The sequence below is a fragment of the Microbacterium sp. NPDC089190 genome (genome assembly GCF_040701795.1).
In the GTDB taxonomy this organism is placed as follows: Bacteria; Actinomycetota; Actinomycetes; order Actinomycetales; family Microbacteriaceae; genus Microbacterium; species Microbacterium galbum.
Genome location: NZ_JBFBHF010000001.1, coordinates 529,493 through 555,507, shown reverse-complemented (window position 1 = coordinate 555,507; position 26,015 = coordinate 529,493). Strand labels below are relative to the sequence as shown.

The 26,015-nt window shown below is 69.2% G+C and carries 20 protein-coding genes; 9 read left to right on the top strand and 11 right to left on the bottom strand.

The window, feature by feature from the left end; translation table 11 throughout:
• Positions 1-18 precede the first annotated feature (18 nt).
• Complete coding sequence (locus tag AB0230_RS02825; protein WP_366373860.1) at positions 19-2,067, top strand: hypothetical protein; 2,049 nt, start codon at positions 19-21, stop codon at positions 2,065-2,067.
• 42 nt (positions 2,068-2,109) lie between these two features.
• On the opposite strand, the gene AB0230_RS02820 is transcribed toward AB0230_RS02825, so the two are convergent.
• Positions 2,110-3,522, bottom strand: a complete 1,413-nt coding sequence (locus AB0230_RS02820; RefSeq protein ID WP_366373858.1) for a bifunctional dTDP-4-dehydrorhamnose 3,5-epimerase family protein/NAD(P)-dependent oxidoreductase — start codon at positions 3,520-3,522, stop codon at positions 2,110-2,112.
• A gap of 4 nt (positions 3,523-3,526) precedes the next feature.
• The gene (gene rfbB, locus AB0230_RS02815; RefSeq protein WP_366373856.1) at positions 3,527-4,525 is read right to left on the bottom strand and encodes a dTDP-glucose 4,6-dehydratase; all 999 of its coding nucleotides are present in this window, start codon (positions 4,523-4,525) and stop codon (positions 3,527-3,529) included.
• An 82-nt stretch (positions 4,526-4,607) separates the two neighbouring features.
• Between rfbB and rfbA the strand changes: the two genes are divergently transcribed.
• The 8 genes from rfbA (at position 4,608) to AB0230_RS02775 (ending at position 14,360) form a co-directional block, all read left to right on the top strand.
• On the top strand, positions 4,608-5,492 hold the full coding sequence (gene rfbA / locus AB0230_RS02810; protein WP_363393106.1) for a glucose-1-phosphate thymidylyltransferase RfbA: 885 nt from the start codon (positions 4,608-4,610) through the stop codon (positions 5,490-5,492).
• Between the two features lie 88 nt (positions 5,493-5,580).
• Positions 5,581-7,503 (top strand): rhamnan synthesis F family protein, encoded by a 1,923-nt coding sequence (locus tag AB0230_RS02805; RefSeq protein ID WP_366373854.1) that lies wholly within the window; start codon positions 5,581-5,583, stop codon positions 7,501-7,503.
• A complete protein-coding gene (locus tag AB0230_RS02800; protein WP_366373852.1) occupies positions 7,500-9,428 on the top strand; it encodes a rhamnan synthesis F family protein in 1,929 nt (642 codons plus the stop codon). Before AB0230_RS02805 ends, AB0230_RS02800 begins: the two co-directional genes overlap by 4 nt.
• 22 nt (positions 9,429-9,450) lie before the next feature.
• The gene (locus tag AB0230_RS02795) at positions 9,451-10,368 is read left to right on the top strand and encodes an ABC transporter permease (protein ID WP_366373850.1); all 918 of its coding nucleotides are present in this window, start codon (positions 9,451-9,453) and stop codon (positions 10,366-10,368) included.
• On the top strand, positions 10,368-11,576 hold the full coding sequence (locus AB0230_RS02790; protein ID WP_366373848.1) for an ABC transporter ATP-binding protein: 1,209 nt from the start codon (positions 10,368-10,370) through the stop codon (positions 11,574-11,576). The genes AB0230_RS02795 and AB0230_RS02790 overlap by 1 nt, the downstream gene beginning before the upstream one ends.
• Positions 11,577-11,633: 57 nt before the next feature.
• Positions 11,634-12,257, top strand: a complete 624-nt coding sequence (locus tag AB0230_RS02785; protein ID WP_366373846.1) for an acyltransferase — start codon at positions 11,634-11,636, stop codon at positions 12,255-12,257.
• Positions 12,250-13,347 (top strand): DegT/DnrJ/EryC1/StrS family aminotransferase, encoded by a 1,098-nt coding sequence (locus AB0230_RS02780; protein ID WP_366373844.1) that lies wholly within the window; start codon positions 12,250-12,252, stop codon positions 13,345-13,347. The genes AB0230_RS02785 and AB0230_RS02780 overlap by 8 nt, the downstream gene beginning before the upstream one ends.
• Positions 13,344-14,360: a Gfo/Idh/MocA family oxidoreductase gene (locus AB0230_RS02775; RefSeq protein ID WP_366373842.1), complete on the top strand. Its 1,017-nt coding sequence runs from the start codon at positions 13,344-13,346 to the stop codon at positions 14,358-14,360. Before AB0230_RS02780 ends, AB0230_RS02775 begins: the two co-directional genes overlap by 4 nt.
• A gap of 59 nt (positions 14,361-14,419) precedes the next feature.
• Here the strand turns inward: AB0230_RS02775 and AB0230_RS02770 are convergent, their stop codons facing one another.
• The 9 genes from AB0230_RS02770 to AB0230_RS02730 all read right to left on the bottom strand — a co-directional run bounded on the left by AB0230_RS02770 (position 14,420) and on the right by AB0230_RS02730 (position 25,967).
• On the bottom strand, positions 14,420-15,364 hold the full coding sequence (locus tag AB0230_RS02770; RefSeq protein WP_366373840.1) for a glycosyltransferase family 2 protein: 945 nt from the start codon (positions 15,362-15,364) through the stop codon (positions 14,420-14,422).
• Positions 15,365-15,374: 10 nt separating this feature from the next.
• Positions 15,375-15,815, bottom strand: a complete 441-nt coding sequence (locus AB0230_RS02765; protein WP_366373838.1) for a GtrA family protein — start codon at positions 15,813-15,815, stop codon at positions 15,375-15,377.
• 112 nt (positions 15,816-15,927) lie between these two features.
• Positions 15,928-18,132 (bottom strand): hypothetical protein, encoded by a 2,205-nt coding sequence (locus tag AB0230_RS02760; RefSeq protein WP_366373836.1) that lies wholly within the window; start codon positions 18,130-18,132, stop codon positions 15,928-15,930.
• A gap of 139 nt (positions 18,133-18,271) precedes the next feature.
• The gene (locus tag AB0230_RS02755; RefSeq protein WP_366373834.1) at positions 18,272-19,249 is read right to left on the bottom strand and encodes a glycosyltransferase family 2 protein; all 978 of its coding nucleotides are present in this window, start codon (positions 19,247-19,249) and stop codon (positions 18,272-18,274) included.
• Between the two features lie 31 nt (positions 19,250-19,280).
• Positions 19,281-20,519, bottom strand: coding sequence for a hypothetical protein (locus AB0230_RS02750; protein ID WP_366373832.1), 1,239 nt, complete (start codon positions 20,517-20,519; stop codon positions 19,281-19,283).
• Entirely contained in the window at positions 20,512-21,645 is a 1,134-nt protein-coding gene (locus tag AB0230_RS02745) for a glycosyltransferase family 1 protein (RefSeq protein ID WP_363578712.1), read from the bottom strand. Before AB0230_RS02745 ends, AB0230_RS02750 begins: the two co-directional genes overlap by 8 nt.
• 5 nt (positions 21,646-21,650) lie before the next feature.
• Positions 21,651-22,847: a glycosyltransferase family 2 protein gene (locus AB0230_RS02740; RefSeq protein ID WP_315993331.1), complete on the bottom strand. Its 1,197-nt coding sequence runs from the start codon at positions 22,845-22,847 to the stop codon at positions 21,651-21,653.
• Positions 22,844-24,040, bottom strand: a complete 1,197-nt coding sequence (locus tag AB0230_RS02735; protein WP_363578713.1) for a glycosyltransferase — start codon at positions 24,038-24,040, stop codon at positions 22,844-22,846. Before AB0230_RS02735 ends, AB0230_RS02740 begins: the two co-directional genes overlap by 4 nt.
• A gap of 1 nt (position 24,041) precedes the next feature.
• Complete coding sequence (locus AB0230_RS02730; protein WP_366373829.1) at positions 24,042-25,967, bottom strand: DUF6541 family protein; 1,926 nt, start codon at positions 25,965-25,967, stop codon at positions 24,042-24,044.
• Positions 25,968-26,015: the final 48 nt, after the last annotated feature.

The window sequence follows — 26,015 nt, the reverse complement described above, 5'->3', positions numbered from 1 at the left end:
GAAAGTGAGACCCGCTCCGTGACCAACCCCCTCGCTCTTGACGCACGACGCGCTTTCCGCGATCGGTACCGCAGATGGGCGACGCCGCGATCGGACGGGCTGCCGAACTGCGCGGTCGTGGGCGTGCCCCTCGGCATCCTCGGGTTCGTGCTGGTGGCCCTTGTCGCGCTGGGTTTGACGGGATCATCGACGGGAATCGTCCACGACCTGATCAGCCAGGGCGAGGACCCCGCCTTGATCGCGGGCGAGCCGGAGCCGATCCGAAGCGACGAATGGTTCGTGCAGACGTCGTGGGTGATCTCGCAGGTGGAGCAGGATCTCCCGGCCCGTAACGAGACGTTCCCCGGCGGCATGGATGCGACCGTTCAGAACGACCTTCCCACCACCGATTGGTCGACCCTTCTCAGGCCGCACCTGTGGGGTTTCTTCTTCCTGCCGCTGGATCAGGCGATGGCGCTCAAATGGTGGCTGCCGGGGTTCGCCGTCATCGCCGCGGGATACCTCCTCTCGGTCGTGCTGATGCCACGCCGACCTCTGACTGGGGCGGCGCTATCGGTCGGCTTCTTCTTCGCGCCGTTCTTCCAGTGGTGGTATCTGTCCACGACCCTCTATCCCGCCGCGTGGGCTTTCCTGGTGATGGCGACGGCGGTGTGGTGCCTGCGGTCGCGGCGACGACGCGGCGCCTGGATCCTCGCCGCCGTGACCGCCTGGACGACGGCGGCCATGGCGGTCGGCGTGTACGCGCCTTTCATCGTCCCCGTGGTCCTCATCGCCGCGGCTTTCACAGTCGGTGCGGTCCTGACACCGGGAGACGATTCGCTTCCCTTCCGCCGTCGTTTGGGTCGTCTGGTGCCTCTTCTCGTCGCGGGCGGGGCGGCGGCCGTCGTCATGGTGGTCTGGCTGATCACGAGGTTGTCGACGATCGAGGGGTTCACGTCGACGGTCTACCCGGGCGAACGCCTGCAGAAGGTGGGCGAGGGTGGATGGTCCGAACTCGCACAGCTGTTCGCCGGGTTCCTGTCCTTCGACCTCGGCCGCACCGCAGGCAAGCCCTTCGCGGTCAACATGCCTGAGGCGTCGACGTTCTTCCTCCCCGGTCTGTTCCTCGTCGTCGTGGTGGCGTGGCTGCTCGTGGAGCGGTGGAGAGCCGAGCGCCGTGCAGATCCCCTGTCCATCGCCCTCCTCGTGGCGGGGGCCGTCATGCTCGCCTTCCTGTTCGTGCCGGGGTGGGATCCGATCGCGCACGTGCTGCTCCTGGATCGCACCACCTCCGCGCGCATGCGCATCGGCTTCGGCGTCCTCAGTTTCGTCCTGGTGCTCGTGGTCGGCGCGGCCCTCGACAGCCGACGGAGCCGAGGGGCCGGTCGAGGGCCCTGGTGGGTGTCTTTCGGTGCGCTGGCCGTGGCCGCGGCATCCATGGCGATGGTCCTCTGGCGCGTGCATCGGACCGGCGGGCTGACGGCCTATCTGGAGGGCATCAGCGGCGCAGAAGCGGTCTTCGGGGTGGTTCTGGCCCTGCTCTTCCTCTTCTCGGTCGTGGCTTTCGCGCGGGGAGGGGTCACCGCCGGTGCGATCGCGCTGCTGCTGGTGTCGATCGCGTCGGGACTGGGCGTGAACCCGCTCTATCGGGGCGTGCTCGATCTGCGGGAGACCGCGACCGTGCAGACGGTTCAGCAGCGGGATGAGAAGGAACCGGGAACCTGGGTGGGCATCACTTCGAGCTCTCTGCCCACGATGATGCTCGTCGAGTCGGGGGTCACTGCACTCAACGGTTTCCAGGGGGCGCCGTCAGAGAAGATGTGGGCGCAGATCGATCCCACCGGGGCCGCGGAAGAGGAGTGGAACCGCCTGGGCATGGTGTCGTGGGTGCTGGGCTCCGGTGATCCCGCTCCTCGGAATCCCTATCCGGACCAGGTGCAGATGACGTTCGACGCCTGTGCCCCCTTCGCCCAGGAGTACGTCACCTGGGTGCTGAGCGAGGCGCCGATCGATTCAGCGTGCGTCACCCTGTCGGACACCGTCCAGGAGGGCCCGACCACGATGCGCATCTACGAAGTGCGGAAATGAAGAGGGGGCCGCGTCCGCGGTCCCCTCTTCATTCCTGGAGCGTCATCCCTGAAGGTAGGCGCGCAATCTCTCTCCCATATCGCCGGTGAAGACGGGGCCTGCTTCATCGACGAGCAGCACGCTGTTGCGGGGGCGAGGCGCGACGGGCGTCGGGGACGCCGCGAAGTACTCGTCGGTGCCGACCCCGGAGACGCGCTCGGGGTCGTGTCCGGTGATCGCGAACACTTCGCGTGCGATGTCGTACCAGGTGCGCGCAGTCCCGACCCCCGTGACGTTGTAGACGCCGAAGGGAGCGGCCGCATCGAGGAGACCTTGGATCGTGGAGGCGATGTCGGTGGTGAACGTCAGGCGTCCGACCTGATCGTTCACCACGCGCGGGTCGATCCCGCGCTCGGCGAGTGACGCCATCGTCCGGACGAAGTTCGCTCCGTCGCCGATGACCCAGCTCGTGCGCAGGATGTAGTGGCGCGGCACGGTGGCCACGATGGCATCGCCCGCGGCCTTCGTCTGCCCGTAGACCCCCAGGGGACTGACGACGTCTTCCGTGCCGTAGGCGCCGTCCTTCGTCCCGTCGAAGACGTAGTCGCTCGAGACGTGGACGAGAGTGATCCCGTTCGCCATCGCGATCCGCGCCAGCGCCGCCACCGCGGTGACATTGGCCGCCCAGGCCTCGACGCGTCCGTCCGGCGTCTCGGCCGCGTCGACCTTCGTGTACGCCGCGGCGTTGATGATCGTGCCGTAGTCGCGCCAGCGGCGCGCGGCACCGAGGTCGGGGGAGGTGAGATCGAGCTCGGCGCGCGTGGCGTACTCGATCCAGGGATGCTCGCCGAACTGCTCGCGAAGGGCCCGGCCGAGCTGACCGTTGGCGCCCGTCACGAGGATCTTCTTGGGCGGCATGGGGACCACGTCGGCCAGACGCGGGTGGTTCTGGTCCTTCGCACTGATCTCGACCTCGTCCAGGGGAATGGGCCACGCGATGGCGGCCGTCTCGTCCGCGAGGTTCAGGAACGTATACGTCGCGTCGGGTGACCAGTGGTCGTTGACGAGGTAGGTGTAGGCGGTGTCGGGTTCAAGCGTCTGGTACGAGTTGCCGACGCCCCGCGGCACGAAGATCGCAACAGAGGGGTCGAGTTCGGCGGTGAAGACTGCTCCGAAGGAATCGCCCTCGCGCAGGTCGACCCAGGCGCCGAAGATCCGACCCGTGGCGACGGAGACGTACTTGTCCCACGGTTCCGCGTGGATGCCGCGGGTGGTGCCCACGGCGTCGTTGAACGAGATGTTGTTCTGGACGGGGCCGAAGTCGGGCAGGTCGACGGCCGACGCCGTCATCTTCTCGCGCTGCCAGTTCTCCTTGAACCACCCGCGCGAGTCGCCGTGCACGGGCAGGTCCAGCAGGATCAGGCCGGGGATGGTCGTCTCCCGGACCGAGAGCGCCTTTCCGAAGTCGATCGACACCGGGTCACTGCCCCTTGCTGGCGTAGAACGCCTCGACGCCGTCCTTGGTGGAAGCCCACCAGGCCTCGTTGTCGCGGTACCAGTCGATGGTCGCCGCGAGGCCGGACTCGAAGTCGCCGTAGGTCGGGGTCCACCCGAGATCGGTGCGCAGCTTCGTCGAGTCGATCGCGTAGCGGAGGTCGTGTCCGGGGCGGTCGGTGACGAGGTCGTAGGCGTCGGTGGGGTTCCCGGTGATCTGCAGGATCAGCTCGACCACGCTCTTGTTGTCCTTCTCGCCGTCGGCGCCGATGAGATAGGTCTCGCCGATCTCGCCTTTGTCGAGGATCGTCAGGACGGCCGAGGAGTGGTCGTCGGCGTGGATCCAGTCGCGGACGTTCTCGCCGGTGCCGTACAGCTTCGGACGAATTCCGCGCAGGACATTGGTGATCTGCCGGGGGATGAACTTCTCGACGTGCTGGTACGGCCCGTAGTTGTTGGAGCAGTTGCTGATCGTCGCGCGGACCCCGAACGATCGCACCCATGCGCGAACGAGGAGGTCGGAACCGGCCTTGGTCGAGGAGTAGGGCGATGAGGGGTTGTACGGCGTGCTCTCGGTGAAGCGGGCCGGATCGTCGAGCTCGAGGTCGCCGTACACCTCGTCGGTGGAGATGTGGTGGAAGCGCACGTCATGACGGCGGGCCGCCTCGAGCAGCGTGTACGTCCCGATGATGTTCGTGTCGAGGAACGGGCGGGGGTCGTGCAACGAGTTGTCGTTGTGCGACTCCGCGGCGTAGTGCACCACGGCGTCGGCCTCCGCGACGAGGGGGTCGACGACGGCGGCGTCCGCGATGTCACCGACGACCAGGCGCACGCGGTCCTCGGGGAGCCCCGCGAGAGATGCCTCGTTCCCGGCGTAGGTGAGCTTGTCCAGCACGGTCACCGTGTGGTCGGTGTGCGCGATGACATGGTGCACGAAGTTGGATCCGATGAAACCGGCACCACCGGTGACGAGAAGACGACTCATGCGCTTCAGATTACCGGGGAGAGCGTCCCTGTCCCGGGGCGGGGTGATTGGTGGGTCCGTGCGGATGAGGAAGACTGAAGCCATGCGCGGAATCATTCTGGCGGGCGGAACGGGCTCGCGACTTCATCCCATCACGCTGGGCATCTCGAAGCAGCTCGTCCCGGTCTACGACAAGCCGATGATCTATTACCCGCTGTCCACGCTGATCCTCGCCGGCATCCGGGACATCCTCATCATCACGACTCCCCAGGACTCCGAGCAGTTCCAACGGCTGCTGGGCGACGGCTCGCGCTTCGGCATCTCGCTCACCTACAAGGTGCAGCCGTCGCCCGATGGCCTGGCCCAGGCGTTCCTCCTCGGAGAGGAGCACATCGGCTCCGAGTCCGTGGCGCTCGTCCTGGGGGACAACATCTTCTACGGGCAGGGCATGGGCACCCGTCTGCGCCAGTACACGGATCTCGACGGCGGTGTCGTGTTCGGATACCGGGTCGCTGACCCGACGGCCTACGGGGTCGTCGAATTCGATTCCGCGGGCCGGGTGGTGTCGCTCGAAGAGAAGCCCTCCCTCCCCAAGAGCGACTACGCGGTACCGGGACTCTATTTCTACGACAACGACGTGATCGAGATCGCCCGGGGCCTCGCCCCCTCTCCGCGAGGCGAGCTCGAGATCACCGACGTGAACCGCACCTACCTCGAGCAGGGACGTCTGCGCGTCGAGCTCCTCCCGCGCGGTACGGCGTGGCTCGACACCGGGACGTTCGACTCCCTCAGCGAGGCCACCGAGTTCATCCGAACGGTCGAGAAGCGGCAGGGGCTGTCCATCGGGTGCCCCGAGGAGGTGGCTTGGCGCATGGGCTTCCTCACCGACGAGCAACTGCGCGAGCGCGCGGAGCCGCTCGTGAAGAGCGGTTACGGCGACTACCTCCTCAAGGCCCTTGCTCAGGGAAGCGACCGCGGTCCGCTCTAAGCTCGCGGGTGGTCTGTGTGCGGTCGAGGTCCCTGCCGCATCCGAAGCACCGATGGATGCGGTATTGGGACCGAAAGGTGTGCGTCTGGTGGTCTTCCCCTCGGATGGGCGTCGGCTCGTCATCTACGTCGTGTACGACCGGCGTGGCGGTATCGATGAGTACGTCGTCCACGCGCTCGCGGGTCTGCGTGATCGTGCGACGCGCATCCTGGTCGTCGTCAACGGGTCGCTGACGCCGGAGGGGCGGAAGCGCCTCGAGCCGGTGTCCGACGAGATCCTGGTGCGCAAGAATGTGGGGTTCGACATTTGGGCCCACAAAGACGCGCTCGATCACATGGGGACGGATCTGCGCGATTTCGACGAGGTCGTGTTCACGAACGACACCTGGTTCGGTCCGGTGCGCCCGTATGGGCCGGTCTTCGATCGGATGGATGCCCTCGACGTCGATTTCTGGGGGATGACGGACCACGCGCGGGAGGAACCCAATCCCTTCACGGGTGAGGGCGTTCTGCCCTACCACCTGCAGTCGTTCTGGATCGCGGTGCGTCGCGACATGCTGGCGTCCGACCGCTGGGCACGGTACTGGCGAGAGCTGCCGGAGATGCCGTCGTACTTCGACGCCGTCCTCAAGCACGAGACCCTCTTCACGGAGACTTTCGTGCAGGCGGGCTTCACGTCCGGTGTCGCATTCGCCTCCGACGACTATCCGACGGACCACCCGGCGCTGTTCAACCCGACACTGCTGCTCGATGACGGCTGCCCGCTCGTCAAGCGCCGGCCCTTCTTCCACTGGCCCGTCTTCCTCGACCGGCACGCCGTGATCGGTCGGACGCTCGTCGAGAGCGTCGAGGGATACGGCTATCCGACGGCGCTCATCCTCGACAATCTCGCGCGCACCGTGCCCGCGAAGGTGATCAACACGAATCTGGCGATGCTCGAGGTGTTGCCTCGCACGGTCGTCACGGCATCCGAGGACCCCTCCGTCCTGCGTGTGCTCGTGGTCCTGCACGCCACCGGTATAGCGACGGTCGCTCCGCTCGTCGAGCGCCTCTCCTGGTTCCCGGCGCCGGTCGACGTCATCGTGACGACGTCGGACGGGGCTCTCGTTCCCGGCCTGGAAGAACTGGTGAGTGCCCAGGGTGCCGGCGTCCGCGACGCCCACGTGCGGGTCGTCCCCTCTGACGAGGGTCGCGACATGAGTGCTTTCCTGATCGGATGCCGCGACGAGCTGCTCGACGGCGGCTACGACGTCTTCGTCAAGCTCCACGACCGACTCCCCGTGCGCCGGGGACGAACGGTCGCCGAGTACTTCCGTCGCTACATGCGCGACAACCTCGTGGGCAGCCCCGCATATATTGCGAACCTCCTCGCGCTCTTCGTGCGCGAGCCCGGTCTCGGTGTCGTGATCCCTCCCGTCATCGAGACCGGATACGCCACGACGGGGGAAGGATGGTCGTGGTATCGGGGGATGGGCCACGACATGGCCGACCGACTCGGCATCCGCGTCCCGCTCGACGGGGTGACGCCGCTCTCACCGCTGGGCGGGATGTGGGCGGGACGGCCGGCGTCCCTCCGCCCACTTCTCGATGAGAAGTTCACCTACCGGGATTTCCGCGACCGGTCGCGCGAGCGCGTTCCCGACATGCAGCGTCTGCTGGAGCGATTGGTCTCCGCGGCCGCCGGCGAGGATGGATATCACGTGCGGACGGTGCTCGACCCCGAGCACGCGAGCCTGACGCACCTTGCGGTCGAGTACAAGATCGACCAGCTGGCGGTCAACCTACCCGGGTATCCGGTCGAGCAGATCCAATTCCTGCACCGTGCGGGCTGGATGGGCACGGCGGGCGCGGTCGCTTTCTTCCGCATGTACATGAAGACGAATCACAACGCAGTCGTCGAGCGTCTGGACCCCGTTATGCGTCCGTTCGGCCGGGGAGCGCGCGCGGTTCTGCGCACGGCGCGCGCCGGCGTCGCGACGGGTCGCCGCCTGGTGAGAGGAGGCCGCGCGTGAGCGAGCTCCAGGTCCCACCTCCCGTGGCCTTCCCCGACGAGGGGCGCCGGTTGATCGTGTACACGATCTTCGACCGTCGCGGGGGTGTCGACGACTACGTCGTGCACGCGCTGCAGGGTCTCCGTCCGCACAGCACTCGCATCGTCGTCGTGGTGAACGGCAGCCTCACGGCGTCCGGCCGCGCACGACTCGAGCCTGTCGTCGACGAGGTCGTCGTGCGTGAGAACAGCGGGTTCGACATCGGCGCGCAGCGCCACGCCCTGCGGCATCTGCGAGAAGAGCTGTCGCAGTACGACGAGATCGTGCTCACCAACGACACGTGGTTCGGTCCGGTGCGTCCCTTCGCTCCCGTCTTCGAGCGGATGGACGCGCGTGCCGTTCACTTCTGGGGGATGACCGACCACACACCCGAGGAGCACAACCCGATCACCGGCAAGGGCACGCTGCCCTATCACCTCCAGTCGTACTGGCTCGCCGTGCGTCGGGAGATGTTCCTGTCCGATCGGTGGGAGCGCTACTGGAGCGAGTTGCCCGCCCTCACCTCCTACACCGATGCGGTGGTGCACCACGAGATCGTCTTCACACAGGCGTTCCGCGACGACGGTTTCGTATCCGCCGCCGCCTTCGCCTCCGAGGACTACGGCTGCGTCAACGCGTCGCTCTTCGCCCCGCGCGCGCTGATCGACGACGGATGCCCCGTGCTGAAGCGTCGTCCGTTCTTTCACTGGCCGCCCTTCCTCGACCGCCACGCGGTCATCGGGAGGTGGGCCCTGGACGCCGCCGCGGAGGGGGGATACCCGGTCGAGATGGCGCTGTCGAATCTCGCACGGAACGTCGCTCCCAAGGTCTTGAACGCCGACGCGGGTCTGATGGACGTCATCGGCGCGGACCATGACCCGTACGACCCCTCTCGCCCGATGCGGGTCGTGGTGATCGCCCACATCTTCTACGACGAGATGACAGACGAGATGATCGAGCGGGCCGACACGCTGCCGATGCCGTACGACCTCGTCGTCACGACCCCGGACGCCGAGCGCGCCGCGCGTATCCGGGCGCGGATCGCCGCGCTCCCGGGAGAGCGCGGCTCGGTCGAGGTCCGGGTGGTGGAGTCCAACGACGGCCGCGACCAGAGCGCGTTCCTGGTCGGATGCCGTGACGTGCTGGTGTCGGACCGATACGATCTCGTGGTCAAGCTCCACAGCAAGAAGACGCCGCAGGACGGATACAACGTCGGCACGCATTTCCGCGAGCAGCAGTTCCTGAACCTCCTTCACGACGATGCGCACACGTCGCGCGTGGTGGCGTTGTTCCAGCGCGAACCGGGGCTCGGCCTCGCCTACCCGCCCATGATCCACATCGGCTACCCGACGCTCGGACGAGCCTGGTGGGCGAACAAACCCGGGTTCGAGCGTCTCGCCGACGAACTCGGCATCCGCGTTCCCTTGGACGACGTGTCGCCGTTGGCGCCGTACGGATCGATGTTCTTCGCACGGCCCGAGGCGCTGCGCATTCTCGTCGAGCATTCTTGGCGTTACTCCGACTTCGGCGGCGCGGAGGCGTACCAAGACGGTGGACTCGCGCATATCCTTGAGCGCATGCCGTCCTACGCGGCAGGCGAAGCGGGTTTTCACACCCGGACGATCGTGGCACCCGATTACGCGGCGGTCAGCTTCACGGCCCTGGACTACAAGCTCGACGAGATGTCGGCGACCACCCCGGGATACGCCTTCGAGAAGATCGACCGGCTGCGCGCCGTGGGATTCGTCGGAAAGGGTTCCGGGAAAGATTTCCTTCGGATGTACATGCGGCTCAATCACATGGGCGCTGTCCATCGGATGCGGCGGCTGATGGATCCCGTGCGCCGGCCGGGGCGCTGGATCCACCGGGTTGCCGATGGTGTGAGAAGACGACGGAAGAACCGATGACACGACAGCGAGAAGAAAAGCGATGAGCATGGAGACCGAGGCGAGGTTCGCCCGCATCGCCGACGCGCCGTACGCGGTCGTCGACGCCAAGGGCCGTCGTGCCACGGGCCGGCTGGGCAAGGTGGGCGAGATCCTCGCTCGTCGCGACCTGCTCAACCTCCTGGTGCGCCGCGATCTGCAGGCGCGCTATCGCGACAGCTTCCTGGGATTCTTGTGGACCGTCATCCGGCCCCTGATTCAGTTCCTCATGTATTTCATCGTGCTCGGCCAATTCCTCCGGGCCGCCGAGGGGATCGACAACTTCGCGGTCTACCTGTTCTCCGGTCTGACGCTCTACGTGTTCTTCAACGACATGGTCTTCGGGGCGACCGGGTCGATCCTGCAGAACGGCGGACTCGTCAAGAAGATCTATCTGCCGCGCGAGATCTTCCCGCTCGCGAGCATCGGCGGTGCAGGCTTCATGTTCCTCGTGCAGCTGGGCGTACTCGTCGTGGCGGCCCTGCTGTTCCGAGCGCTCCCCGAGCCGGTAGAAATGCTGTGGTTCTTCCCATCGGTGATCCTGATCACCATCTACGGACTCGCGATCGGGCTGCTGCTGTCAGCGCTGAACGTCTACTTGCGCGACATCCAGTACCTCACGGAGGTCGTGCTCATGCTGGCCATGTGGGGCGCGCCCATCGTCTATTCGTGGCGCATGGTGCAGGACGTCATCACTCGCTTCCAGCTGCCGGAGTGGGTGCTCGAGGTCTACGCGGCCAACCCCCTCACCATCGCCGTGCTCGGCTTCCACCGCGCCTTCTGGGGTGCGGGCACCATCGAGGACTACCCCGCCAACCTCGGGCTGCGCATGCTCATCGCAGGCGTGATCGGCCTCGTCCTGCTCGTGATCTCGCACCGCGTCTTCACCCGCATGCAGGGCAACTTCGCTCAGGAGCTGTGATGCCGAACTCTGCCACCGCCGCGCCGAACATCGTGCGCCTGTCCTCCGTCTCGAAGCACTTCCGTGTGCGCAAAGACAACAGCCTGAAAGACCGGGTCGTGCACCTGGGCCGTCTCGGCAAGACCCACCGTCGTGATTTCGTCGCTGTGGACGACGTTTCCTTGACCATCCAGGCCGGAACCACCGTCGGTCTTCTCGGGGCCAACGGCTCGGGCAAGAGCACATTGCTCAAGCTCATCGGCGGAATCCTCTCGCCCTCGTCCGGCATCGTCGAGACCCGAGGACGCATGGCGGCACTGCTCGAACTCGGAGCAGGGTTCCACCCCGATCTGAGTGGTCGAGAGAACGTCTATCTCAACGCCTCGATCCTCGGAATGACTCGCGAGGAAATCGACCGCGAATTCGACAACATCGTGGAGTTCAGCGGGATCGGCGACTTCATCGACACAGCGGTGAAGTTCTACTCCTCCGGCATGTACGTGCGCTTGGCGTTCGCGGTCGCCATTCACACCGACCCGGACGTGCTGCTCGTCGACGAGGTCCTCGCCGTGGGCGACGAGACCTTCCAGCGCAAATGCATGGACCGCATCGCGGAGTTCCGCGCCCAGGGGCGCACCATCATCCTCGTGACGCACTCCGCGCAGCAGGTCGCGGAACTCTGCGACCGGGGCATCGTCCTCAAGGACGGAGCCGTCGTCTTCGACGGCGAGACCCGCGCCGCCATCGGAGCCCTACGCGACGTGCTCGAAGGTCGCCGGGTGGGTGAAGCTCCGCCCGAACAGACGGTGCACCCCATCCAGGTGAAGCGCGTCGAACTGCTCGCCGACGACGGCTCGCCCACGAAGGTCGTGAACGAGGGCGATCCCCTGACGATCCGCGTCCACGTGGACTCCATGAAGCCGATCGAGCGATGGGAGCTCGGCTTCAGCATCGACACGCCTCTCGGGCACATGGTGCTGGCGTCGAACACCGAGATGCTCGAGCACCGTCTGGATCCCATCGAGGGTCCGGTCGCCGTCGATCTGCGGGTCGCCGCGGTGAATCTCGGTGCCGGTCAGTACTACGTCAATGCCAACGCCGCCGGGGTGAGCGAGCCGAGCAGCCACGGCCTGGCGCAGGGAGCGCTCTTCACCGTCAAGACGCGAGACGACGTGACCGTGGGCACGGTGGCGGCGAGCGTCTCCTTCGTCGGAGCGTCCTCGGTCTGACTCGCCCTCCGGGTGGCGCCCTGATGGCGGCACCCCGTCCCGATAAACTGGTCCGCCGTGCACCACACCACAGATCCGTCCGCGCAGACGTCCCCCCGCATCGATCCATCCGCTGATGTGACGGGTGCCGTCATCGGTGACGGCACCTCCGTCTGGCACCTGGCACAGGTGCGCGAGGGCGCCGTCGTCGGCACCGGTTGCGTCATCGGACGCGGCGTGTACATCGGATCGGGCGTCCAGGTGGGCGACAACTGCAAGATCCAAAACCACGCATTGGTCTACGAGCCGGCACGGCTGGAGCGGGGCGTCTTCGTCGGCCCGGCCGTCGTGTTCACGAACGACACCCATCCTCGCGCGGTGAACCCCGACGGATCGCCCAAGTCGGCGACCGATTGGACACCGGTCGGAGTGACCGTTCGCGAGGGAGCGTCCATCGGGGCGCACGCGACCTGCGTGGCCCCGGTCGTCGTCGGCCGGTGGGCCACTGTCGCAGCCGGAGCGGTCGTCACGAAAGACGTCCCCGACTTCGCGCTGGTCGCGGGGGTGCCGGCGAAGCGCATCGGCTGGGTGGGACCTGCCGGCGTGCCGCTGGCGCAGCACGACGGGGTGTGGACCTGCCCGCGCACCGGCGCACGCTTCGTCGAGCTCGACGGCGCACTCAAGGAGGAAACACGTGCTTGATCTCATCCCGGCAGCGAAGCCGCTCATCGGCGACGACGAGCGAGCCGCGGTCGACCGCGTTCTCCGCAGCGGCATGATCGCCCAGGGGCCCGAAGTCGCCGCATTCGAGCGCGAGTTCGCCGACCACTTCGTCGACGGTCGCGAGACGGTGGCCGTCAACTCGGGGACCTCGGGCCTGCACCTCGGGCTGTTGGCCTGCGGGATCGGCCCCGGCGACGAGGTCATCGTGCCGTCCTTCACCTTCGCGGCGACGGGCAACTCCGTGGCGCTCACGGGGGCGACCCCGGTGTTCGCCGACATCGATCCCGTCACCTACACGCTCGACGTCGCGAGCGTCGAGGCGGCCATCACCCCGAAGACGCGGGCGATCATGCCGGTGCACCTCTACGGTCACCCCGCCGACATGGTCGCGCTCTCCGCGCTGGCGGAGCGATACGGCATCGCGCTCTTCGAAGATGCCGCGCAGGCTCACGGGGCGAAGATCGACGGCCGCCCCGTCGGCACCTTCGGTTCCTTCACGATGTTCTCGCTCTACCCGACGAAGAACATGACCAGCGGCGAGGGGGGCATGGTCACCGCCGGATCCCCCGAGATCGCACGCATGCTCCGTCTGCTGCGCAATCAGGGCATGGAGCGGCAGTACGAGAACGAGATCGTGGGCTTCAACGCGCGCATGACCGATCTGCACGCGGCGATCGGTCGCGTGCAGCTGACCAAAGTGGACGCATGGACGCGGAAGCGTCGCGAGAACGCGGCGTTCCTCGACGCCCACCTCACCGGCGTCGAGGTCCCCGTCGTCGCCCCCGGGGTGCACCACGTCTACCACCAATACACGATCCGCGTCCAGGACGACCGCGACGGCTTCGTGCGCGCGCTGCGCGCGGAGCACCAGGTCGGCAGCGGCGTGTACTACCCGATCCCGAACCACCGCCTCCCCTCGCTGACACGGTTCGCCCCGGGGCTCGATCTCCCGCAGACCGAGAGCGCCGCGCGCGAGGTCGTCTCGCTTCCGGTGCACCCCTCGCTGAGCGATGACGATCTCGGGCGGATCGTCGCGGCCGTCGCGGCCGTGGCGGGGGCCGGATCATGAGCGCCGTCCTTCGCGCGGGCCTCCTCGGCCTCGGCATGATGGGCCGCCACCACGCACGGCTCCTGCGCGAGATCGACGGCGTCGAGCTCGTCGCCGTCGCCGACCCGGCGGGCGACCCTCACGGTGTCGCGGGCGGGATGACTGTGCTCCCCGACGTCGAAGCACTGGCATCCGCCGGTCTCGACATCGCGGTGGTAGCGGTCCCGACGCGATTTCATGCGTCGGCGGCGGCCGCACTCGCGCATTCCGACGTTCATGTGCTTGTCGAGAAGCCCATCGCCGACAGCTCGGAGGAAGGACAGGCGCTGGCCGACCTCTTCGAGTCGCGAGGTCTCGTCGGCGCGGTCGGTCACGTCGAGCGTTTCAACCCGGCGCTCCAACAGCTGCGCGCGCGGCTGGCCGAGGGTGAAATCGGCGATGTCTACCAAATCGCGACACGGCGTCAGAGCACGTTCCCGGCCCGCATCGGCGACGTCGGGGTGGCGAAAGACCTGGCGACGCATGACATCGATCTCACCGCCTGGGTCGCCCAGTCAGGATACGCCGCGGTGTCGGCTCAGACCGCCTTCCAGAGCGGCCGCTCCTTCGAGGACATGATCGCGATCTCCGGTCGGCTGACCGACGGTGCCGTGGTCAACCACCTCATCAACTGGCTGAGCCCGATGAAGGAGCGCGTCACGGTCGTCACCGGTGAGCGGGGAACCTTCATCGCCGATACCGCCACCGCCGATCTGACTCTGCACCGCAACGGAACGGCCGCGCTCGAGTGGGAGTCGGTCTCGACATTCCGGGGGGTGTCGGAAGGGGACGTCACGCGCTTCGCCTTCCCCAAACGCGAGCCGCTGCGCGCCGAGCTCGAGGCCTTCCGCGATACGGTCAACGGCGTGAGCACCGCATTGTCGACGATGCGCGAGGCCGTACACGTGCTCCGTGTGGTCGAAGCGTCGCTCGAGTCGGCATCCGACGATGGACGCCTCGTGCGCCCGACGGAGCCGGTCGCGGCAGCCCTCTGACAACGACGAACCCCCGCCGCGCTCAGACGTGCGCCGGGGGTTCGTCGTTCCCGAAGACGTCAGCGCGTCGCGAAAGGGGTGTGCTCCGGCGTCGATGGCGTGGCCTGGATGTCGAGCTGCAGCGCACTGATGAGCAATTGCGTCCCCAACATCAGGGGGAGCGCCGCCAGCATCACCGTGGCGGCCGTGGCGATCACCGAGCCGAGGATCTGGAAGAACAGCCAGACGGTCACGACGAGGCCGAAGCCGAGGAAGAGCAGACCGAGGAACAGCAACAGGGCGATGGGCGAGAACGACCACAGCACGTAGCGGTACCAGATGCGGTGCCAGAAGCCGACGGTCAGACGGTGCATCAGCTCGGGGATGACCTTGCTCAGCTTGATGCTCGAGACCTCGTCGCCGTAGACCGCGGGGATGGGCACGTCGACCGCGGACACCTGGAGGATGTTCAGGTGGATCAGGAGGTCGTTCTCGAAGCTGTAGCGCTTGGCCACGCGCTCGAGAGGGACGCGACGCAGCGCTTCGGAGCGGATCGCGGTGTACCCGTTCTGGGGATCGAAGAGGTTCCAATAACCGGAGGACAGCTTCGTGATGAAGGACAAGACGATGTTGCCGAACACGCGATACCCCGGCATCCCGGTGAACGATTCGGGGGAGTAGAAGCGGTTCGCCTTGGCGAACCCGAAACCGTCTTCGACCACTCGGTCCAACAGGGCGGGGAGGTAGGCCGGGTCCATTTGCGCGTCGCCCGCCATGATGACGTTGACGTCGCTGCCCAGGTCCAGCGCCGTGCGGTGACCGGTGATGATCGCTCCGCCGACGCCCTGGTTCACCTCGTGGCGGATCAGGGTGACGCGCCCGTCGTCCGCTCGGTTCACGGCGCCGCTGGTGTCGTCGGGGCTGCAGTCGTCGACGATGACGATGTGGTCGACGAAATCCGGCATGGTCTCGATGACCCGCGCGATCATCTTCTCTTCTTTGTACGCGGGGACCACGGCGGCCACGATGGCACCTTTATACATGCGTCGGAGAACCTTTCGGACGGGCGAAGACCCAGTAGCGGTACGCGAAGTAGTTGCCCACTGTGGTCACTGCGACGGCGATGAGCTTGCCGGCTGCCCAGGGCCAGCCTGCGGAGTCGGCGAGGGCGACGATCCCGGTGGTCAGGGCCGTGTTCGCCACGACGAGGAGGGCGTAGCGGACGACGCTGGGCGCGACGGAAGCGGTCGCGCGGAAGGCGAAAAGGCGCTGCAGCGTGTACGTCACGACGAAACTCGCGAGGAATGCGGTGGGCGTCGCGACGGTGAGCGGGACGCCGGCGATGTCGTACAGCAGCCAGAGCAGGCCGAAGTCGAAAGCGAAGGACAGTCCGCCCATGACGAGGTACCGCACGAGGCTCGAAGACCAGAGCCGGGAGAGCCCTCCGCCACGTAGCGAGGGCTTCTCCGGGAGCATGGCTTCCATTCTGCCAGCCCCGATGCTCCGCCATCGACGGCGCATCGACGTGTCGGCCGTATGCGCCTGTGCAGAGTGCCGACCGTGGCGACGCGCTGGTAGGCCGTACCCTCTAGCGGCGCCGCAGCGCCGCGTCGAGCAGCGTCCGTGCGCGGGCGTCGAAGGAGTGATCGGCGCGGATGCGCGCCGACACCGCATCCAGGTCGGGCGCAGAGGGGAAGGCGGCGTCGAGGTCGCCGGTGAGCAGGTCGAGCAGGTCGGGAACCCCCTCCCATGTGCGCACCGCACCGCCGAAGAGCTCCTCGATACCCTCGACGCGGTCACTGACGGCGCGACCACCGGCGGCGACGACGTCGAAGAGGCGATTGCCGATGAACCCCCGCTCCTGCATGGCGGGCCAGTGATCGTTCAGCACCACCCCCGCGGTCTCGTAGAGCGCGGGAAGCTCGTCGTTGCCCACCCCGGTGGCGGCGATGCGCTCGGCAGGGATCCATCCGCGCCAGTCGGGGCCGATCACGGTCACGGGGATGCCGGCTCTGATGGGCTCCACGACGGAGGGGCGCAGGATGCCGCGCGCCGTGCCGACGAAGAGGATGTCATGGCCGCGGGGTCGTCCGGCGGGGTGGAAGCGCGTCGCGTCGGTGCACTGCAGCAGAGGGGTGATGGGCACGCCGAGTTCGCGGCCTGTCGCCTCGGCCCACGGCGCGGACGCGGCGAAGACCTCGTGGAACCCCGCGACGTCGTCCGGACCCACCTGGTCGGGATGACTGATGACCCACAGCAGCGAGACACCGGTGGGGGAGGCCTCGAGCGGTTCGGGACCGCGCAGGGCCACGGTCACGTCGTCGAGATGCCGCGTGGGGCGGGTGCGGGCGGCGTACGAGTCGATGACGACTTCCTGTCCGAGGCGCCGGAGGGCGTCGGCGAGGGCCCGGGCGAAGTGGGTGTCGCCCCAGCCCTCCGCGCGAGGGCCCACCGGTGCGGCCGTCCGCAGCGCCCATCTCAGGGCGGGCACGTGCGTGCCGTCGGGGAGCTCCACCTGGCGCTGCGGACGTCTCACACGTGGCAGAGGGCCTTGGGCGAGGCGCTCCCACCCGGCGCGGAGCAGGAGATCCCCACCGCCCGTCAGGTGCGGTGGGAGATGCGCCGGTTCGGCACGCGAGCGCGTGCGCGTCTCGACGTCCAGGGCGACGACGGCCCGTCCCTCGAGGCGGGCAGCCGCGTCGGGACCGCGCAGCGCGACGGTGACCTCCGCGCGGCGCGCGGCGAAGGTGCTCCCGGCCAGGGCGGGGACCTCGAGATCGGTCGCCGGAGCGAGGGCGGCGAGGTCTTCGATCGGGTGTCCGGCGAGGAAGCGTCCATCGGCGGTGGCTCCGACTGCGGCGATCGTGCCGTCGCCGTCCCTCCACACCGGACCGAGCACCGTCCCGGCGGCGCTCTTCTCCACGCGCTCCGCCAGACGCATGGCGTCGGCGGCGGTCAGGGTCTGGTTCGGTCCTCTCACGACGATGATCTCGGCGCGGGAGGAGGCGACGAGTTCGTCGAGCGCGAGGGACGCGTCGTCGTGACGTCGCCGACTGATGCGGACGCGGGGGCGGCCCGCGGCCCACAGTGACGCGAGCGTCCAATCCTCCGCGCGGTCGTCGAGCACGGCGATCGCAACCCCCTGTCCGGGGACGTCCGAGAAGGAGACCGCTTCGGCGAACGATTCGTCGAAGTCCCATTCCTCGGGGCCGATCGCGACGATCAACTCGCGATCGACGGGCTCCGCCGACGGCGCCGGGCCGACCTCGCCGCCCACTCGGGCGCGACGGGCGGCCTCGACGATCACGCGCGACAAGTCGGGCCAGGATGCCGCGGCGGGCTCGGATCGCGGACCGAGGGGGAGCGAGTGCGTCTCACGGTGGCGCCAGGCGTGGCCGAGAGGTCCGCCGGGAGCCTCCCAGGCCTCGGGATGAGCGGTGCCGTAGGCCACGGCATCCCACAGCGGACTCACCTGCAGCCCCCGTGGATCGGCGACGAGGTAGGCGTACAGCGCGGGCACGCGCCATGCCTCGGGCAGGTGGTCGCCGACCGCCGTGTCGACGAAGAGCGGCGACAGGCGCAGCCCGTCGCGGAAGCCCCCGTTCACGTACCGACGGACGGCCGCTGCTTCGCTCAGGGGCCTGCCCACCTGGGCGCGCACGTACGCGAGGTCGACGACGCCGGCGCGGCGGATGACCCGCGCCCACCACAGCCGGTCGGCGCGGGCGACGAGCGGGCGGAGCAGCGGCAAGTCGCGCGCGGCGCGCACGCGCGAGCGGAGGGCGGTCAGCACTCTTCGAGTTTAGGCAGGGCGTCAGGCCCTCCCGAGCGAGACGCGGGCCCGCCGGCCCGCCCGGGCGAGAGCTGGGCCACCCGGCCCGTGCGGACGGGGGACGGGACGGCGGGCCCGCCTGGGCGACATCCGGATGCCGTCACCGCGGCGAGACGGGGCGATCGGCCCAGTATCGGTCGCCGCGCATGCGCATCGATTCGCGCAGGCCGATCGTGCGGTCGACCGCGTCGAGCGGCAGGACCGCGGTGGGCGCGGCGGCGCCGCGGCGCCAGCCCTCCCACCGACCGCGGAGCGAGAGGACGTCGCGCCGCAGGACGAGGCGCGCGGCGCTGACGACGAGCTCGACGGCCAGCGCCCGCAGCGCCCAGCGCGAACGGAGCACGCCGTACTTGCGCAGCAGGTAGCCGCGCGCGAAGCCCGACAGACGGCGCTGGCGAGCCGACTCCCGGCCCGCGCTGGCCCCGCCGAGGTGCGTGCCGAGGGGGCCCTCGATTGCGACGCACTCCCACGCCGCCGCGCGCAGCCGGAACGCGAGATCGAGCTCCTCGCCGTACATGAAGATGTTGGTGTCGAACAGGCCGATCTCGTCGAGGGCGGCGCGGACGTAGACGGCGACGGCTCCGTACGGTCCGAGGACGGGGGGATCGACGGGGTCCGCCGCCGCCGGGTCCGCACCGTGGAAGCGCACGAAACCCGCTCCCGTGACGTCGGCGACGATGCCGTAGGAATCGACGGTGCCGTCGGGGGCCAACAGGAGGGTCGCTCCGCTACCGACGCGACGCGACTCCGCGCCGGCGGTCATCGCCGCCAGCACACGCTCCACGGCATCCGGCTCGAGGACGACGTCGCTGTTGACCAGCATGACCAGTCGCGCCGAACCGGCCGCCAGACCCACGTTGCACGCGCGGGCGAAGCCGAGGTTGCGGTCGTTGCGGATGAGGGTGACCTCGGGGAACTCGGCGGCGACGCGGTCGGCGGTGTCGTCGGGGGAGTGGTCGTCGACGACGATGATCCGCGCCGCGACGCTCTGCCGCGTGGCCGCGAGCAAGCACGAGCGGACGAAATCCCACCCGCCGTACACGGGGATGACGATGTCGATGTCGCGTGCGTCGGTCATGCGAGACCTGCCCTTCGAGCGGTCGGTGAGATCACGGGGTGGATGCTTCGGCGGCGACGAGGTCGACCTGTCGGCGCGTGCGCCCGACCAGGATGAGCGTGGAGATCGCCTCGGTCACGGCCAGCCCGGCGGCCACCCCCACGGGGCCGAGGAGCAGGCCCGCGCCGATCATGAGGGGGATGCCGACGACGGTGGCCGTCACGGTGGCCCGCATCACGGCATGCTGCTCACCCGCGGGGAAGAGCACGTGCCGCGTCATCGAGGTGCGCAGGGAGAACAGGGCGAAGGCGACGCCGAGTGCCAGGCAGACCAGGAAAGGCGCCGCCGCCGGCGCGCCGAACATGAGCGCGCTGACCGGGGGACCGGCGAAGCCGAGCACGAGCATCCCGAGCACGCCGAAGCCGCCGTGCATCAGCAGCGCCAGTCGCAGCCGCGACCGCCGCGCGGGACCCGTGACCTCGGCCGACCACGACTGCAGGGCGTTGGCGAGGGTGAGCGGGAGGAACTGCCCGAGCTTGGCGATCTTGTCGGCCGAGGCGAAGCCGGAGGCGGCCGTCCCGACCGACAGCACGTTCACGAGCGGCGTGGGCACGGCGGAGTACGCCCCCAGGGCGGCGTCGTTCAGCGCCACCGGCGCGCCGATCCGGAAGAGGCCCGGGATCTCGCGGACGGGCGGCCACGCCGACGGATACCGGCGGAGCAGGCGCAGCGAGAACAGCGTCGTCCCGACCACCGTGACCGCGATGCCGGCCATCGGGTAGACCTCGACGGGAGCGCCGTTGACGATGGCGACCATCGATCCCACGGCCACCACGAGCCGAGGGATCGCATCGTAGAAGAGGATCGACCGCGGGTCGCCCACGCCCACTGAGAACCACGTGAACGACAGGGCGATCATCGCGCCCTGCAGACCCATGAGGGCGGCGAGCAGGCCGTACCCGGGACTCGCGACGAGGGCGCAGACCACCACGAGGGCGGGCAGGGCGACGATCGAGGTCGCCAACCGCACGACGAGCGCGTCGCGGTACAGGCGGCCGCGACGGACGTCGTCGGCCGCGATCGACACGAGGGCCGGTCCCACCGTCGTCCAGCCGTAGGCCACGGCGATGGCGGCGAACGTTCCGATCGACTCCCCCGCGATCGCACTGGACCAGCCGTCGGGTGCCGCGCGCGAGACGGCCGGCAGCACGACGAGGGGCGACACCGCCGCGACGGCGGGGATCAGCGTGAAGCCGAACAGTCGCGAGCGCAGGGACGCCGGTTCAGCCACGGCTGTTCCCCCGCGCCGCCGTGCGACGGAACACGACCGAGAGGGCGATGGCCGCAGCCGACCAGCTGAAGCGGCTCGCCCACTCCCGCCCACCCGTGCGCAGCGCCACGCGCGTCTCGTCGTCGAGGGACAGCACCGCGAGGATCGCCCGGGCGAATGCAGCGGGATCCGTCGCGTCGGCATAGCGCGCCCACTCCCCGCCGACTTCGCGCAGCACCGCCGTGTCGTGGGCCACCACGGGCACTCCCGCGCCGAGGGCGTCGACGACGGGCAGGCCGAAGCCCTCGGTCAGAGACGGGCACGCATAGACGTCGGCCACCTGGTAGAGCGCGCGCAACTGGTCGTCGCCGACCCAGCCCGGCAGCACGACGTCGGCCGTGAGGCCGAGGCGTTCGACCGTCGGGCTCAGAGGATCGTCGGCTCCGCCGCCCGCGATCACCGTGAGAGGACGCCGGTCGGCGGGGATCCGCGCCACAGCGGCCAGCAGACCCGCGAAGTTCTTGTGCGGCATCCGGTTGCCCGTCGACAGCAGGACCGGTCTTCCCGGGCGGATGCCGAGGGGTGCCAGCAGACGCCAGGGGTCGTCGACGCGGGTGATGTCGCTCCCGCCGTTGTGCACGACAGTGATGCGCTCGCGCGCGACGCCGAGATGACGGGAGATCGCGCTCGCCGCAGTGGAGGAGACGGTGACGACCTCCCGCGCGGTCTGCGCGGTGCGCGTCATGAGCCAGGCCGTCACGGCGCGCGTGATCCGCTCGAGGCCCGTGCCGGGCACCTCGTGGTAGATGACGTCGTGCACCGACACCACGCGGGGGACGGCGCCGGCGGTCAGGGGACCGAAGTTCGCGGGGCTCCACACGAGGTCGGCATCCGTCGCTTTCGCGGCCCGCTCCACCGCGACGATCTCACCCGCGGCCCACGAGGCGCGTCCGTCGCCGACCCACTCGACCACGCGCACCTCGCCCGGGAAGAACGCCCGCACGCCGGCGGCGCCGGACGCTCCGGTCAGGGCGACGAAGCCGGCATCCGGCATCTCGTCGGCCAGGCGCGGCAGCAGCTCGCGCACGTACGTCTCGGTGCCGCCGCGACCGCCGGTGTAGCCGAGCAGATCGACGAGGATCCGCACGGCGGTCAGCTCTCGATGACGGCTTCGGGGCGCTGCTCGCGCCGGGGCGTGGTGAGGACGCCCGAGAAGAAGCTCATCATGACGGTCTGGAAACCGAGGATGATCAGCAGCGCGCTCGGCACGGCGATGCGCACGGCCTGGGCCGCATTCTGCTGCCCGAAGTCGAGGCTGCCCCACAGGATGACCTGCACGATGCCGATCACCACGCCGAGGACGAAGAGTCCGACGCCGATGAGCAGGCCGCGCTCGGCCGACCACTTCGCCACGATCCGGCGATAACGCTCGCTGGTGGGGAGGAACCCCTCCTGCGTGGCGTAGAGCTTGGTCAACCAGAAGAACAGCAGCGATTGGAACCCGATCACGCACAGGGCGCTGGCGTAGACCATCGTCGTGACGTCGAATCCGACGCCGCCGACGTTGATACCGCCGAAGGAGAGGACACCGACGGCGATCGCGCCGAGGAAGAACGCCACCAGGCCCGGGTAGACGAAGAGCCAGCGCGGGGCGAACAGCAGCAGGAAGCGCAGGTGGCGCCAGCCGTCGTGCCAGCTGCGCAGGTGCGGAGGCCGCGAGCGGCCGTCCTTCTTCAGCGTCGTCGGCACCTCTTCGATGCGGTAGCGCGCGAGGGAGGCGCGCACGACCATCTCGGAGGCGAACTCCATCCCCGTGGTCTGCAAATCGAGAGTGCGGATGCGCGCGCGGTTGAATCCGCGCAGACCGCAGTGGAAGTCCCGGATGCCGGGACGGAAGAACAGCTCGCCGATGAACGACAGCACCGGGTTGCCGAGATACTTGTGCAGCGGGGGCATGGCGCCCGGGGCGATCCCGCCGCGGAAGCGGTTGCCCATGACGAGGTCGGCTCCTGCGCGAAGGCGGTCGACGAACGGCTCGAGGTTCTCGAAGTCGTAGCTGTCGTCGGCATCCGCCATGATGACGTACGTCCCGCGCGCCTGCTCGATGCCGTTGATGAGGGCCGCGCCGTATCCGCGGCGCGGGGCGTGCGACACGCGGGCGCCGAGGCCTTCGGCGATCGCCTGGGAGCCGTCGGTGCTGCCGTTGTCGGAGATGAGGACCTCACCGCGGATGCCGCTGCGCTGCAGGAAGCCCTGCGCCTTGCGGATGCAGACCTCGAGGGTCTCGGCCTCGTTGAGGCAGGGCATGAGGATCGTCAGTTCGACGTCCGTGGGAGCGGGAGTGGTCACGGGCTGTCTTCTTTCGTCTTCACCGCGGCGGGCGTCGGCAGCGGCAGTGCCGACAGGATCCCTTCCACGGTGCGGCGGATGGTGCGGGTGCCGACGGCGGCGTCGTACCACGCGCGCGCGGAGCGGCGCAGGTCGTCACCGCCGTCGACGGCGACCCGGATGGCCCGGGCGAGGTCGGCGGGTGAGGTGGTCGGGGAGACGACGCCGTTGACGCCGTCGTCGATGAGTTCGGTGGACGCGTTGCCCTCGTCGGCGACGAGCACGACGGGAACGCCGTGGGCGTTGGCCTCGACGACGACGAGTCCGTAGCCCTCGCGGCGGGAGGGGTTCACCAGGCACGCGGCCCCGTGCAGCAGCTCATCGAGTTCGGCGTCGGAGACGAAGCCCGGGAACCGCGTCCAGGCCTCGCCGCCCACGCGGCGGACTTCGGCGCGCACCGCGTCGGAGCTCGGGCCGGTGCCCAGGACGACGAGTCGCAGGCCGGGAACGCCGTCGCGAGCGGCGGCGACGGCGGCGGGGAGCACCTCGACGCGCTTGTCGGGGATGTGGCGACCCACGTAGAGCACGTAGGGCGGGGCCGCGGCCGGACCCGGCGGCGGCACCTCGGCGGCACCGTCGATGAGTCCGGGGCTGACCAGCGGTTCTCCGCGGAGGCCCTCGCGTCGCAGCCGGGTGGCCGAGAGCTGCGAATGGCAGGTCGCGATCGGCGTGATCGCGATGGCGGCCCGCTGCAGCAGCCATGCGATCGTTCCGGTCACCGCACCGGAGTATTCGACCCACTGACGACGGTGCCAGACCTCGAGGTAGTCGACGACGAGCTTCGTCCCCGAACCCAGCAGCGCCGCCCGCGCGGCGAAGACGTTGAAGATCGGCAGGCCGCTGACGATGACCGCGGCGTAGCGGCGACGGCGGCGGAGGAGAGCGCCGAACAGCGAACCGGCGTACCGGAGGGCCGCGGGGATGCGGCGCACCCCGTCATCCGAGTAGAGCGAGAGTCGCCCGGTGACGGGGACGATGCGGAACGCGTCCTCGACCGGTGCCGGGCCGTCCCACTGCGTGGCGGTGAGGTAGTCGACCTCGAACCCCTTCAGGCCGAGCTCGACGGCCTCCGCACGATACTGCCGTTCGCCCCCTCCCGTGGAGTAGGGGAACAGGCAGTCGTACGCGACGGCGACGCGGCTCTCGCGGGACACGTCAGCACCCCTCGATCTTGAACAGGCGCGCCGACGGTCCCTCGGAGTCGACGAGGACGAGGTGCTCCGAGGGGGAGAGGTTGTAGAGCCCCTGGCGCTCGAGTCCGACGCCGGGGTTGTTCCAGACGTTCTGCGCGCCGAAGTCGAGCACGTAGTCGACGCCGAGGCGGTCGACGACCTCGCACACGCGCGGATCGGAGTCGATCGCGCTCAAGCGGTTGTCGAGGTACTCCTCGTCGGTTCCGATCGCACCGAACACGTGCTTGCGCAGCACCTCGCGGTCGCCGATCGCATACGCCAAGGAGGCTCCCGTCCAGGGGCTGCCGGCGATGACCGCGTCAGCGGGCGTGGTCTCGGGCAGGCGCTCCAGCAGCGCCTCCTCATCGCTCGTGAGCAGCGGCGAGGTGGCGTCGAGAGCGTAGGCGCCGCGCGCGTCGGCGGCGGTGCGGAGGATGTTCGGGCTGACCCCGACCGAGAACACCGCGAGGACGCCGACCGCGGCGACCGCGACGCGCAGCACGCGCCCGGCACGGGCGCGGGAGAGGACGCGCCCGGCGGCGTCGGCGATCGTGACCGCACCGAGGACGGCGACCGGGATCCCGGCGGCCGGCAGGAGGGCGGCGAGGCGATAGGAGTCGTTGTACCAGGGGTTCGTCAGGAACTCCCGCAGCGCGTTGCCCCCGGCGGTGCCCGAGGCCACCACGAAGAGCACCGTCGCGACAGCCATGGGCGCGGCGACGACGAGGAGGCGCGGTCGGCGCACGATGGCGAAGACGCCCGCCGCGATCATCACCGAGACCGTCAGGGTGATCGTGTAGCCGCCGGGGGAGAGCAGGAGGGCCTCGCCGACTGCGCGGGCCGTGGTCTGCCACGGCGCCCAGATCGACATCTCGGCGTTGGTGCGCATGACGCGCCACAGCACGCCGAGCACGACGAACAAAGCCAGCAGGATCGCCGTGGTCGAGAGCCACCGACGGCGGGACGGATGCCGCACCGCACGGCCGACCAGCTCGACGACGGCGACACCGGCGCCCAGGGCCGCCATCGACAGGAAGGCGTTCGGATGGGCGAGGCCCACGCCCGCGGCCGCCACCAGGAGCAGGACGGCGGCGCGCACCCGCGCGGCGAGTCCGGTCGCCCGCAGCAGGTGGACGACGACGGCGACACCGCCCGGAAGGACCGCGTAGCCCATGGCGTTCGGGTAGAGCACGCCGAAGAACATCAGCAGCAGGGGGAAAGCGCCGAACCCCGTCGACAGTGCTGCGGCGCTGACGACCACGGCGGTGCGCTCCGACAGCAGGGCGGTGCTCAGGGCGACCACCGACAGCGGCCAGGCGACGGCTGCGAGCGCGATGTTGGCGGCGTTGACGGCGACCGGGACGGCGGCTCCGGTCGCCTGGGCGGCGAGCGCGGCGACGGTGTGCCAGCCGTTGGGGTAGAAGCCGATGTCGGAGGTGAGTCCGATGTGGAAGGCCGACGCGTCGCCCGTGTCGACGGCGAAGGCGACCGTGTTCAGATGGACGATCGCGTCGAAGGTCTGCGAGATGTGCGCGGGACCACCGAAGACCCAGGCGAGCTGGAGGGCGATGACCACGCCCGCGACCACGAGGGACAGGCCGCCCCACAGGAGGGTGCGCCCCGGGGTGCGGTCGCCGGACTCGGGTCCGACCCATCGGCGCAGGGCGTACGCCACAGCCGCTGCGACGATCGTGACGATCGCGATCGGCACGACCGACCACGACAGGCGCGCGAGCGGGGCGGCGATCGCGGCGACGGCGAGGATCGCGATCGAGACGACCGGTGCCAGGGCCAGGATGCGCAGACGCCGCACGCCCCACCCGGCGGCGAGGACCACGATTCCGGGGACGACGAGAGCGAGGATCGAGATGATGAGAGGCATCACGATCACCCACCAGGAATCGCTCATGCACTCCCATTTCTCGCTGGACGACAGTCAGCCATGCTAACGGACGGT